The following is a 12,317-nucleotide window of genomic DNA, read 5'->3' on the forward strand; positions in this document are numbered from 1 at the left end:
CTCGGGATCAAAGCTCTTGCGCATGGCCTCAAACCAGGGCTGCCAGCAGCAGATCAGCGTACCGCCGAAGGCAGACAAGCAAAGCGCGCCCGGAAGCGTTCGGCAAATCGGGCACGTGACTTGTAGCCACATGCCTGAGCAATCTCTGGAACACTCCACGGTGTGGTTTGCAGCAGCATCATGGCGTGGTGCATGCGGACGTCCATCAACACCTGCTCGAATCGCGCTCGCTCATCCGCAAGGCGGCGGCGCAGCGTGGCCTCGCTGACGGCAAGTGCTTTTCCCGCAGTCTGCGCAGTCCAGTGCTGACCGGGGGCTTCGCTAATCAGGGCGCGCAAGCGCCCGGCCATTCCCGGTGACATGGGCGGCCTGAACATGAAGCCGCGTTCCGCCAGGGCTGCGAGAAAGTCCATGGCCCGGTATCGCAGGCGCTCGTCGCTGACCTGCGGGGCTCCTGCGCCCGCAAGCACATGCCGCAGCGAGGAGCCGAGGTCCGCGTCCAACGCAATTGGCTGAAAGGGTGGGCCCGCCTGCGCGCTCTCGGACCCCATGGCGCGGCCCCGGCGAAAAGCGTCAAGCAATGCGGGCGACAGTGTCAGAAAGATCGAGCGAAAACGCTGCTCCGTGCCGCCAGGGGTTTTGATCAGATCGGCACAGGCATGGGCTTCGACGAGCAGCAATGACGCAGAAGTGTCCAGTCCGATGCTGCTGATGCCGCAGTCAAGATCCAGGCGCCCCTCGGCAATGAGCAGCACCGTCGCATCCTGGAACAGAAACCGGGGCGTGTGCTGTATCTGCTTCAGACAAGGCTGGGCCACGGTGCACAGGCCACGCCGCCATATGGGCGAGCCCACGGGAAGCAGCCATGGCAGAGCGTTCGCCTTCGCATCGGTCTCTGCTGCCAGAGGGACTGGTCGCGCAATTGCCATGGCCGACTTCTTTTTTACCGGGCGCCTGGCTGAAGCGAAACCGCAGGATTCAGGCTGTAGATCCCGGTAAGGCGGCCCTGTCCAAGCACCTTGGCCGATGCAAGCGCTGTACGCACATTCGCGCCAGTCAGGGGGCCGGTCACTGCCAGCGTGGGCGTCGCCAAGGCGTAGATGGTGAACACGTAGTGGTGGATTCGCGTGTCGTTCCATGGCGGGCAAGGACCGTCGTAGCCGAAGTAGTTCCCCTTCATCTGTTCGTCCGCTGCAAACCATCCGGTGTAGTCGTTCAGGCCATGGCGCCATCCTTGCGGTGCGGCGGGGCCAGTCTTGCCTCCTGGTGTCACACCGTCCGAATGGGAGCCTGCGGCGATATGCGCGACATGGGCTGGAATGTCGAGCAGCAGCCAGTGAAAGAAGTCCACACGCGGCAGCGCGTGCGGAACTTCGCGGCCCGCCTGGTTCACATCATCGCCCTGGCTGGGCACGTCGGGGTCATGGCAGATGAGCACGAATGACTGGGTTCCCTCCGGCACATCGCTCCAGGCCAGATGCGGATTCCGATTGGACGACAAGGCCACATGGGAGGCGGCGTCAGGCACCGCGAACGCGAATTCGCCGGGAATGGCCTGACCGTCTTGAAAACTCTGGCTGACAAGTTGCATGGAAATCCGTTCTTCAGTTGGTTGAGCTTGTGTGACGTGGATTTACGTCTTGCTGAAGTGTAGGAAATCAAATGCTCTCAAAGGCAGCAAATCCGATCAATCATTTCGCAAAGCCTATCAATCTGAATGCATTTGGCTTTGAGTGTGCGGCAGCATCTGATTTCTGTAGTGCCCGGACCTGCGGTTCACAGGTCTGCTGCTGGCCGCAAGCTGCCCCCAAAAAACACATCGCAGCACCCAGGCCAGCATGCCCGAGCGCTATTGCTTGAACACCATCCCCACCAATACAGCCAGCACCATGGCCGCGAAAAACAGGCCCCAGCCCTGTTTGCGCCGGTAGTAGAGCACCACCACCAGGGCGATGCCGACCAGGGTCACGACCCGGGTGTGCAGCAGATTGCCGAGCACAAAGCACACGACTATCTGGGCCCAGTAGGTCAGCAGCCGGCGCAGGGCCGGGCCCGATGTTGGCGGGGCTGTCTCATGAGCAGCCTGGCTCTGCACGGCAGGCGCGGGTGTTGGGCCTTCGGCCATGGCGCGCTCGCCGGATGCGGCCTGTGCCGAAGACCCCGCCTGTAGGCTGTGCATCTCCCGCCGGGCCTGCTGGCGCAGCTCGCGCCGCTGCTGATCGGTTTGCTCCAGCACCGGGGGTTCTGCCGGCGCTGGCTGCCACCAGGGCTGGCCGTTGGCGCGTACTGGGGCCTGGCCTTGGGCTGCGCTGCGCCGGAATCCGGCGCTGGCGGCTTTTCGTTCGCGGTCTTCGCGGGCCGCCTGAGTCAGGGCCTGGTTTGCAGATTCCAGCGGCCCTTTTCCCAGCGACCTGGCCTGCTCCACCAGGGCCAGTCCCTGCCGGGGATTGATCTGATGCACGAATTGCGCCAGCCCCAGCAGTTGCGAGACCTGGGCCGTCTGGCCCTGCCAGTGCGCGGGCTTGTCCGATGCGCCGGCGCCATGTCGTGCAGCCTGGTGCAGGGCCGCGCGCAACTGCTTGCGCATCTGGCGCGAGCTGCCGGGCTGGGCGTTGTTGACGACCACGCCCGTGACTTCCTGGCGGCGGCCCTTGCGCATGACGCGTTCTTTTTCGGGATGGGGCGTAAAGCCTTCGTCGCGCAAGATCCAGCGCACGCGGCCCAGCAGCCGGCCCACGTTGTCGCGAGCGGCCTCGCCCGAGGCCGAGAACGTGAGGTCGTCCGCATAGCGCGTGTAGGCAAAGCCGAGCTGGCTGGCCAGACCTTGCAATCGCCTGTCCAGGCGGCGGCACAGCAGGTTGGTGAGCATGGGGCTGGTGGGCGCGCCCTGGGGCAGGACCCGCTCGCGCGCCTTGCCGCCGATGAACAGGCGCTCGCCATCGACCTGCCAGGCCTGGGCCCGGTTTTCGCTGCACAGCAAGGCCAGCACCGTGGCCACGGCCTCGCCATAGCCCAGGCGCACGAACACGCCCTTGATGCGCGCAAACGAGATGCTGGGGAAGAAGTCGCGCACGTCGAGGTTGATGACCACGTCGCGCCCCAGGTGCGGCAGGGCATTGCTGAGAATGGAGCGCCCGGCAAGAAAGCCATGGGCCGCTTCGTGTGCGGGCACACGGCCCAGGATGTTGTCCAGCACCCAGTACTGCGCGCGCTTGAGGCGCGGCATGGGCGCCGAGATCAGGCGCTGGCCCCCGGTCTTCTTGGGCAGGGTGAAGGAGTGATAGTGGTGGCTGCGTGCGACCTCGCGGTGAAAGCTCAGAAAGCGCAGCTCGGCCACCGTCACGCCCATGGCCTGGGCCATCTGCGCGGCGCTCTCCAGAACGGGCAGGCCGCTGCCTATCAGCTTTGGCGCATCCGTGAGTGCGGCTTTCCTGGCGGGCGAGCCCTGGCTTGCGGCCGGGCTCAGTGCAGCCGACACGCCCGGGCCCAGATAGCCCACATGGGTTGCGCGTCTTGCATGCCAGTCCAGGGCTTTCTCATGGCGCAGCCGGGCCTGCTGGCGCTTGGTTTCCTCTCTTTGCGCGAGCGCCTGCTGCATGCGCTGCTTGCGCATCTGCCTGAGCGCGCGCTCGGGGTTCTCGCGCACGGCAATCTGCGCGCGCAATTCGGCCAGCTCGCGCTGCAGATGGGCTTCGCGCTCAATGTGCTCGGCAGCCAGTCGTGGCTCGCCGTCGGCCTTGGGCCAAAAGCCCAGGCGCTGCATCTCTTCGAGAATGACTTCCTGGCGGCTTGAGGCCTTGATGCGTTCGTAGATCTCGGCGCGGGTCAGCGCCCGGGAGGTGGACTGCTGGCTCATGCGGCCTTCCTTGGTTGCGGCAGCGGTGGAGCCGATGAGCAGGCGCCAGAAGGTGGAGCAACGCACTTCTCGTCGAAGAGCCTGAAAGGCTCACGGGACGGGAGCTGTTCGCTCGACGCCACCCCGTGGTGGTAGTGCAGCTTCGCTTGTGGCAAGCCACTCAGGAAATGCACTACCACCACTGGGGTGGCACAGTGAAAACGGCGCCCGTGGTGCATGAAGCGGCAGTTCACATGGGTGGCGAAACACCACCCGGATTGCAAGAGCCTGCGCGTTGCTCCGCCGCGCAGTTTAGTGCATCTCATGCGCTCTCCTTTGGTTGGTGCGGCTGGAGTGCCGGGCGGCCGGCATCCAGCTGGCTTTGCGCCCCCAGCCTCAGCGCCATCATGTGCTCGCATGGTCCATGGCGCAGGCGGTGCTGCAGATAGAGGTTGCAGCTGCAGCGCGCATCGACAATGCGCTCGTCGGCATCGAGCTCCAGCTCGGTAGTGAAGACGCGCTGGCCGCCTGCAGCCTGGATCTCGCCCCGGATGCTGCTCAGTTGCGGCCCTTGCTGCACACGCACATCGCGCAGTTTTTTACTGCGCACCAGCTCCAGCGCCTTGTGCATTTCGGGGTTTTCGGGCTGCAGGCGGTCCCAGGCCAGAGGCTCGCGCAGCAGCTCGCGCCAGGCATAGCGCCCGGCACTCAGGTCATAGACTGCGCGTCCGGCCTGCATCCAGCGCGTCATGGCCGCATGCACCTGGGCCGTGGCCAGGCCTGTGGCATCGGCGAGTTCCTGGCCGCTGGCCTGCCAGCGTGCCTGCAGGCTCTGGCCCACGGCCTCGATCTCTGCAGGCTTGAGATCGGCCTCGGGGGCCAGCAGGTGAAAGCGCGCACTCGCCGCCCAGTCATTGGCGCTCCAGCCCGAAAGTCCCAGCGTCACGCTGACCAGGCCCAGGTCCACGACCCAGAAGCTGGGCATGCCCGTGCCCAGCAGATGCACGCGCACGCGCGTGGCCTGGGAGATCAGGCGCTCCAGCGTGAGCAAACGCCTGCGCCCCCAGATGCGGATATTGACAGGCGCGGTCAGGGCCGGGCCCACGGTCTGCGAGCGCTTGGTGACGAGTCGTTTTTCCCAGGGCTCGAACACGAGGACGGGCGCCTCTCCGGGCGCCAGCTCGAAGCGCAGCGCGCGCGGCCCATAGCGCTCGCGCCGGCCACGCAACTGGGCGCAGATGTTGAACAAGTCCATGGGATGCAGGTCCACCACCGTGGCCGGCAGCGCCATGGCGCTGGAGACCTGCAGAAAGCCGCGCAGCCAGCTGTCGGGTAGGTCGATCTTTTCCTCGCGCAGCGCAGGATCGTCGCCCACCTGCACATCAAAGCCCGTGGGGTCGAGCTGCAGGCGTGTGTTCCTGTAGTCACGGATTTTCTGGAATTCCTCAAACAGGCTGGCCGAGTAGTCGATATTCGTGGTGCCGCAGACCATGCCGCTTGCGATCTCGAAGGCCTCATGCCGGATGCTGACCGCGCAATAGCTGGATTCGTCCTGGCTGAAGGCCTCGAACAGCAGGCGGTCGGGGTGCACGGTGATCACGGGGTCCAGCACATACCAGGCATCGCGGTTGTTCTGATAGAGCCAGTCGAAGTATTTGCGCTGGGCCTTGTAGAACGGCGCCAGCACCTGCTCGCGTGATTCGCGCAAGGTCTTGAGCTCGCCCCTGATTTGCTGGGCACGCTCCTTGGCACTGCCCGTATCGGCCATGAACTCGGCCAGCAGCTGCGCTTCGTGTTCCTTGAGCCATTCGAGATAGGCGGTCTTGTCGCGGCCGCGCGTGCGCATGTCGCTGACCACCACGCCGTGCAGCGCGCAAAGCCCTTCGCGCACCTGCAAAAAACCCGGGCCTTCGCGCCGCAGCAGGCCGTCGAAGCGCGTGGCAGGCCTGAGCACATCGGGGGCAAAGGAAAATGCCTGCGCGTCGGCCGAATCCCGGACCTGGGTGCTGCCGTAGTACTGATAACGAAATTCCATGGTGAAAACGGCTCCGGGCTCAGGAAACGGCAGCGCCGCGCTGCTCCACGGGCAAGGCCTGCATAAAGCTTTGCGCAAGCTCGGGGTGGCGCGTCACGATGTCACGCAGACCGGCCACATATTCGGGTTGATCCGCATGGCTGGCGCTGACCACCTGGCGCGCAAAAATGGCGGCCACCACGGCCGCGCTCTCGCGCTCTTGCACCTGGCTGCGCAGAAAGTGCAGCACGCGCGTCTTGCTGGTGCGCGCCCTGTGCACCTGGCTGAGCACGGCCAGAAAATAAGGCTGCAGCCGGGCCAGTCGCCGGGCGCGCTCGGGCGCAGGCTCTTCGGGCAGGCTCAGCAGCCATTGGGTCACGAACAACTGCACGCTGGTGCTAGGGTGCTGGGCCAGGCGCGTGAGAAACAGGCTGGCCTCGCCGGCACTCATCTGCAAGCCCATGCGCTGGCGGCCCAGGGCCTGAATCCAGTCCTGGGGATGGTCAACCCAGGCCACCAGCAGCTCGGGCGAAAGGGCGGCCGCAGGCAGGCGCTCGCCAAACAGCTGGCGAGCGTACTGCTGGGTATCGGCAAACAGGGCGTCGGCCAAGGGCATGAGCTGCCGAGCCTGCTCGGAGTCCACGTGCTCCATGGGCGAGAGCAGCGCATCCAGGCTGCTGCGGCTGCGCATGCGCACCTTGGCATCCGCATGCTTTGCAAGACCGGCCCATTGGCGCAGCGTATAGGCGTCATCCTCCAGCGCCTGCAAGCCCCAGGCGCCATAGCGCTGCGCGCCCGTGGCCTGTGCCTGCAGGGCGCGCCAGATGCCGCCGGCATCGCGTGCCGGTGCCACACCCGCCAGGCAGCCGGTCAGCATGCGCAAGGCATCGTCGTACAGGCCCGGGCCGTGCTCTGCACGAAACAGTGCATCGTGCAGGCGCCGGGCAATCACCGCATTGCCGTGTGCATCGCCCGCCAGGCGCTCGATCAGGGGCATGACGGCTGCTCGCAAAGGCGCATGGGGCGAGGCCGCAAATTCGGCCAGTACTTCGGCCTGCCGGGCCAGCATGTCGTCCCGCAGGCTGGCCATCAGGCGTATGCCGCAGGCCGTGCGCGCCACCTCGGTTGAGGCCAGCAAGGCGCGGAGCGTTGTGGCCGGCAGGCCGCGCAGGCCCTGGGGGTGGGCCAGCAGCCAGAAGCAGGCCACTTCGACCAGCGCAGTCTGCGAATGCGCAAGCAGGTGAAGCAGGGGCTCGGCAGGAACGCCGGCTGCATGTCTTGCCAGCGGCGCGCTGTCCGCAAACAGCGGCTGCAAGGCATCGCGGATTTCTGCCAGCTCGGCGTCATCCGCATCGAGGGCAGGCAAGGCCGCGAGCAAGGCCAGGGTCACGGCATGGCCGTCGGCATAGAGCAGCAGGGCCAGGCCCTGGGTGCGCGAGGTTTCCGAAGGCGACAGCAGCAAGGCCGCGACCAGCTCGGCATCGCGCGCCGCAGCCGTGCGGTCGCCCGAGAGCCGGGCGCTCAGATAGCGGGCAGCAGGCCCTTCTGGGCACCGCGCCAGCGCCAGCAGCCAGGGGCGCCGGCCATCAGCGCTATCCAGCGCCACGAGCTGCTGCTGGGCCAGCTCCAGCCCCAGGGACGCAGCAGGCCCATAGCGGTGCAGCAGCAGTGGCGCGGCCTGCGAGGCGTCGAGCCCGGCCAGCCAGGCCGACTGATCGCGCAGAGCACGTGTGAGCGACCATAGCGCCAGCGTGGATTGCAGGCGCACCACCAGTCCCAGCAGCTCGCGCGGATGGTCATCCCACATGGCGGCCAGGCCATCGACGCGAGCCTCGGGCAGGCGCTGCAAATCCAGCGGCTCCTTGCAGCTCCAGCTCTGGGCACGCGCATTCGCATGCAGCACAGGCCAGCGCGGCAGCAGCAGCCTGGCGGCCAGCAGCCAGCGCATCTCGGGCAACTGGCCCGCGCGTGACGTGGCTTGCTGGGCGCAGCGCATGTCCATGTGCTCCAGCAGGCTTGCCGCCAGCGCGGCGCTGCCGCTGTGTCCCAGGGCTGCCATGCGCCTGAGTTGGCGCCAGCCGCGCAGGCGCATGTAAAGCCAGGTGTCACGGCTGAAGTCAAAGGCCTGGGCGCCGACGCCATCGAAGCGGGCATGCAGCACGCCCAGCATGGCCGCATCCCGCCGCCATTCGGCGCGCTTGTAGATACGTCGGATCGCGGGCCACAGCCTGCGCGACACGGGCAGTACGGCCAACAGGGAGTGCAGCAGCCCGGACAGCGCCGGCTCATGGCTGGCAAGCTCGTCCAGCAGGAGCAGGCCTTTTGCATCCAGATCAGAAGGCAGGGCGGGGGCAGCACCTGGGGCCTGAGCCGAAGGCGCCAACTGCTGCCACCGGGCGCGCAGGGGCTCAAGCTCGGCCTCGCGCGCTTCGGGCGAGAGCAGCGCCAGCCAGGCCTGGCGTGCCATGTCGCGCGTGGCCTGGCTGCGCCCACGCTGGGCCAGGGCCTGCATGGCAATCCCGGCCCCGGGATCGCCCAGGCGGCCCACCAGATAGGCCAGACAGTAGTCAAGCAGGTCATCGCCGGATTCGAGCAGGGCAATCAGTCGCGGCACCTGAGCGAGCAACTGCTCCTGCGCTGCGCCGCCGCGCGCCGCATCCACATATTCGGCCAGCCGCCATACCAGCCGCGCCCTTTGGCCGTCCGGCATGAGGCGCCAGGCATGGCCATCCAGCCTCGCGCACAGCGCGGCCACGGCCTGATCCTGGGCGCAGGGCTCGGCCAGGCCTGGTGGCGGAGCGCTGGCGGCCTGAAGCAGCTCTTCGAGCTCGTCAAAGCCGCTTTGGGAGACCAGGACATGGCCACAGCCCAGGCGCTGGCGCAAAAAATCCAGGGCACGCAAGCGTGCCTGGGCCAGAGAAACAGGCAAAGGGGTGAGCGTGCCATCATCGGCCTGCTCCACCAGCCCACCCCGGAGCCGCGTCACCTGCAGACTCACTACATGGCGGGCACTGCCATCGTCTCCGGGTTGATCCAGGGCCAGTACGGCCACGGTGCTGAGGCGCTCCTTGGGTGCCTGCGTTAGCGACAGTACGGCTTGGGCGAGCAGATTCATGCGACAGGCATCTTGTTTTTTTGCGCTGCGCGCCCATCAGCATTGCGGGGGCTGGCTTTGCAGTGATTCGGCATGCCATGCCCCATCCATGCGGGCCGGCAAGCGGGCAATCCTATCAAACTCCCACGCCCATCCTGGGCTTTGAAAAGCGCTCCGTTCTCTCTTCGTGGCCTGCCCAAACCCGATGCCAGGGCATGCAGCAATGACCTGGTCAGCGCGCAGGCGCAGACCATGGGTATGGAGTCAGGAGATCGCAAACATGCGCTAGAGCGGTTCGGCGCTCACCTCAAAGCCTCCATCCCTATCGATGACCACAAAGCGCACGGCCAGAAATTTTTCTATGACCTCGAAATTGCTTTGAGCATGGGGCGTGATCTCCGTGCAGGTATAGCTGGCCGCCAACCCCGTGCGCTCCACGGCCAGGGCCAGCGGCAAGGCCCACTGGTCGGCCATGTGCGGCCCAAGCGCAGCCTTGCTGGCCTGGTAGCTTTGGAGCTCGTCAGCCAGGGCCTGGGCCACTTGCTCGGAGCTCACGCCCTTGAGGCCGAACTGCGTGAATACCTCGGTGAGCTCGGCGTACTCCAGCGTGGCCAGCAAGGCATTGCCCGGTCCCTCGTTCTGCCTGGCCTGCCCGGTGATCAACTGCCCGGGCTCCCAGCCCAAGATGGCGCCCAGGGCCTGGAGTTCGCGCTGGGCCACGGCACGCGGCAGGGCCGGGGCAAAGCATTCGGCATGGCAGACCTTGAGTTTGCCGCGCTCCAGCAGGTCGAAAGGCTTGAGCCTGGCCGGCCACAGCTCGACCGTCATGCTGCCGCCGCCTGCGGGGTAAAAGCCCATGCGCTGCAGCGCGAGCTCGGCCCTGGCACCCAGCCGGTTCATGAGTGGCGCATAGCTGCGCTGCAGAAAATGAAATGGCGGCGCCGCAGGGTTGTGTGTGCCGCCCGTGAGCCGCAGGCGGCTGGGCTCCGGCGCCAGCATCAGCGCGGGCCACAGGGTTTGCAGCAGCAGGCAGCAGCTTGCGGCCGAACCCATTTGAAAGCTGTACTCGCCCGCCCGCACGGTGCCGGGCACAAAGCGAATCGCCTGGGAGTTGAGCTCGGCCCCTTGCACCTGGGCGTCGCTGATCTGGGCCGCAGCATTCACGCAGGCCAGGTGCTGGCGCATGAGCCCGGGCTTGGCTCGCCCCGCGCGTATGCGCTCCAGCACAAAGCCCTGGCCCGTGCACATGGACAAGGCCAGCGCGCTGCGCAGTATCTGCCCGCCGCCCTCACCTCGGGAGCCATCGATCTCTATCATTTTTGTTCCTGTTGTTGAATTCAGGCCGGGTCTAGGCCTTGGCCTCGGATGCGCTGTGCATGCGCAGCACGGTATCGTGCAAGAACGCATCGAGTGCGGCCTGGCCCGCGATGGGCAGGGCCGGCACGGGCTCGGCCGCATTGCGCAGCAGCTCGGCTTCGATAAAGGCATGAATGCCTTGCCAGCGTGGGCTGGTTGCGGACTCGCCCGCGCGCATCTTCACTTCCAGCAAAGCATTGATCTCGGCGATCAACACTGCGTCGGCCGCTGCATCCAGCGTATGTTTGGCAAGCTTGGCAAAGCGCATGGGAGGCGAGCTCGAGCGCTCGCGAATCCAGCGCGCAGCCAGCAAGGGGCGCAGCACATAAAGGTATTTTTTGTAACGCACTTCCTCGGCCTGCAAATGCTCGCGAAAGTTTTTCCTGGCCATGGAGGCGTAGTGGTTCCAGCCCTTGAGATTGGAGAAAGCACTCTCGGACAAGGCCCTGAACTGCGCCATGGTGCCTGCCTCTTCGCGGTAGACGATGGGTGAGTTCAGCCATTCGAGCAGCGTGGGGTTGGACTCGCGCATCAGGCCCAGCGCCTTGCGCAAGTCCCAGCCGTTGATATCCAGCTCGCCGCTGATGGGCAGCTCGATCACATCGCGCCCCGGCGAGACCGTGAGATACCAGGGCAGCCGGTGCACATAGATGAAGCGCACGTCATAGTCGCTATCCGGCGAGGCAAAGCCCCAGCCCCGGCTGCCCGACTCGCAGGCAAACAGCACGCTGACCTGGTGTCTGGACTCGATCTCGCCGAGTGCCTGCATGATCTGGGCGCGCACCTGGGGCTCGACCGGATGTGCCGAGCGCAGAAACTCCTCGGAAGTGCTCATTTTTTCATTCCTTCTCGTGCTTTTCTCAAGCCTGCTCAGACCCTTGCTGCGTCAGATGTCCGGGCCGGTCCAGCGTGTACACCGCTAGGTCCTGGGCCAGAAAAAGCCTGCCCTCGTAAACTGCCCCGGCCTCGGCCGCCAGTTCGGCCTGTCCGCCTTCGTCCTGATGGCGCGGGCTGAAGTGCGTGAGCACCAGGTTGGGCACGGCGGCCTTCTGGGCCATGGCCGCCACATCGGCCGCGCAGCTGTGCATGGGCGCCGGGCCTACCTTGTGCAACGCCTCGCGGGTATAGGTGGCCTCGTGCACCAGCACCTGGGCTCCTGCGCAGGCCGCAAGCAGCAGCATGGGCTCGGCGTTGTCGCCGCCCACCACCACGGCCCATTCACCGAGTTCGCGCTCCACAAAGTCGGCGCTGCACAACTGCCGGCCTTGCCAGCTGATGTCATGGCCGTCCTGCAAGGCCCGCTAGTCGGGCCCTGGCGCCACGCCCAGCGCGCGCAAGGCATCTACCCGCAAGCGCACGCGCTCCTCGCGCAGCGCAAAGCGGTAGGCATCGCTGGGCACGCGGTGGGCCAGCGCATGGCGCGTAATGCGCAGACCGCCCTGCACGAACACCTGGGCGCCGTCGGCCAGAGCCTGTGGATCGACATGCACGATCTCATAGGGCAGGTGCAAATCGGTGAGCACGCGCGTGGCCTGCAGCCAGTCCCAGACCGGTTGCGGCGCGACCAGCGTCAAAGGCTGGCTGCGCTTGCCCATGCCGGTGCTGGCCAGCAGACCGGGCAGGCCATAGCAATGGTCGCCGTGGACATGGGTAATGCACACGGCACGCAGCTCATGCAGCGACAGGCCTGCGCTTTGCACGCGCTGCTGCGTGCCTTCGCCGCAATCCACGAGCATCCAGCCCGGCAGGCCCTGGGCCTGCACGGCCAGGCCGGAGACATTGCGGCTACGCGTGGGCACGCCCGAGGAGGTGCCCAGAAAAGTCAGTTTGAACATTGTTTTTCTCTCTCATGGTTCAGGGCGACGGATCTCGCCCCGGTCCATGCTCTGCGACACCTCGATCGAGGCGAGGGAGCAAGACCGGATGCACAGCGCACAAAACCGGCACGGCTCAAGCCAGGGGCAGCGAGGCTGCAGTCCCCCGCCCGAAGAGAGCGGGGGAAGCCGCTACGCGGCTCA

9 protein-coding genes are annotated in these 12,317 nt (G+C 66.3%); all 9 read right to left on the bottom strand.

Features of this window, described 5'->3' with window-relative positions:
* Nucleotides 1-53: 53 nt before the first annotated feature.
* The 9 genes from G486_RS0111290 to G486_RS24545 all read right to left on the bottom strand — a co-directional run bounded on the left by G486_RS0111290 (nt 54) and on the right by G486_RS24545 (nt 12,134).
* Nucleotides 54-929 (bottom strand): helix-turn-helix transcriptional regulator, encoded by an 876-nt coding sequence (locus tag G486_RS0111290; protein WP_051303433.1) that lies wholly within the window; start codon nt 927-929, stop codon nt 54-56.
* A 14-nt stretch (nt 930-943) separates the two neighbouring features.
* Nucleotides 944-1,591, bottom strand: coding sequence for a YbhB/YbcL family Raf kinase inhibitor-like protein (locus G486_RS0111295; protein ID WP_027015635.1), 648 nt, complete (start codon nt 1,589-1,591; stop codon nt 944-946).
* A gap of 258 nt (nt 1,592-1,849) precedes the next feature.
* On the bottom strand, nt 1,850-3,922 hold the full coding sequence (locus tag G486_RS0111300; protein ID WP_245587296.1) for a reverse transcriptase family protein: 2,073 nt from the start codon (nt 3,920-3,922) through the stop codon (nt 1,850-1,852).
* A 235-nt stretch (nt 3,923-4,157) separates the two neighbouring features.
* On the bottom strand, nt 4,158-5,870 hold the full coding sequence (locus G486_RS0111305) for an SWIM zinc finger family protein (protein WP_027015637.1): 1,713 nt from the start codon (nt 5,868-5,870) through the stop codon (nt 4,158-4,160).
* A gap of 19 nt (nt 5,871-5,889) precedes the next feature.
* On the bottom strand, nt 5,890-8,964 hold the full coding sequence (locus G486_RS0111310) for a hypothetical protein (RefSeq protein WP_027015638.1): 3,075 nt from the start codon (nt 8,962-8,964) through the stop codon (nt 5,890-5,892).
* A gap of 264 nt (nt 8,965-9,228) precedes the next feature.
* The gene (rtcA, locus tag G486_RS22130) at nt 9,229-10,260 is read right to left on the bottom strand and encodes an RNA 3'-terminal phosphate cyclase (RefSeq protein WP_051303435.1); all 1,032 of its coding nucleotides are present in this window, start codon (nt 10,258-10,260) and stop codon (nt 9,229-9,231) included.
* A 31-nt stretch (nt 10,261-10,291) separates the two neighbouring features.
* Nucleotides 10,292-11,134 carry a nucleotidyltransferase domain-containing protein gene (locus G486_RS0111320; RefSeq protein WP_027015639.1) on the bottom strand — a complete coding sequence of 281 codons (843 nt, stop codon included), beginning with the start codon at nt 11,132-11,134 and terminating at the stop codon, nt 10,292-10,294.
* 25 nt (nt 11,135-11,159) lie between these two features.
* Complete coding sequence (locus tag G486_RS24540; protein ID WP_245587297.1) at nt 11,160-11,594, bottom strand: MBL fold metallo-hydrolase; 435 nt, start codon at nt 11,592-11,594, stop codon at nt 11,160-11,162.
* Nucleotides 11,595-11,600: 6 nt separating this feature from the next.
* Entirely contained in the window at nt 11,601-12,134 is a 534-nt protein-coding gene (locus G486_RS24545) for an MBL fold metallo-hydrolase (protein WP_245587298.1), read from the bottom strand.
* Between the last annotated feature and the right edge of the window lie 183 nt (nt 12,135-12,317).

It is taken from the genome of Comamonas composti DSM 21721, assembly GCF_000429845.1.
Lineage (GTDB): Bacteria > Pseudomonadota > Gammaproteobacteria > Burkholderiales > Burkholderiaceae_C > Comamonas > Comamonas composti.

Coding starts and splice junctions, on each gene's coding strand:
- G486_RS0111290 (WP_051303433.1), bottom strand. CDS start 929: ATGGCAATTGCGCGACCAGTCCCTCTGGCAGCAGAGACCGATGCGAAG.
- G486_RS0111295 (WP_027015635.1), bottom strand. CDS start 1,591: ATGCAACTTGTCAGCCAGAGTTTTCAAGACGGTCAGGCCATTCCCGGC.
- G486_RS0111305 (WP_027015637.1), bottom strand. CDS start 5,870: ATGGAATTTCGTTATCAGTACTACGGCAGCACCCAGGTCCGGGATTCG.
- G486_RS0111310 (WP_027015638.1), bottom strand. CDS start 8,964: ATGAATCTGCTCGCCCAAGCCGTACTGTCGCTAACGCAGGCACCCAAG.
- rtcA (WP_051303435.1), bottom strand. CDS start 10,260: ATGATAGAGATCGATGGCTCCCGAGGTGAGGGCGGCGGGCAGATACTG.
- G486_RS0111320 (WP_027015639.1), bottom strand. CDS start 11,134: ATGAGCACTTCCGAGGAGTTTCTGCGCTCGGCACATCCGGTCGAGCCC.
- G486_RS24545 (WP_245587298.1), bottom strand. CDS start 12,134: ATGTTCAAACTGACTTTTCTGGGCACCTCCTCGGGCGTGCCCACGCGT.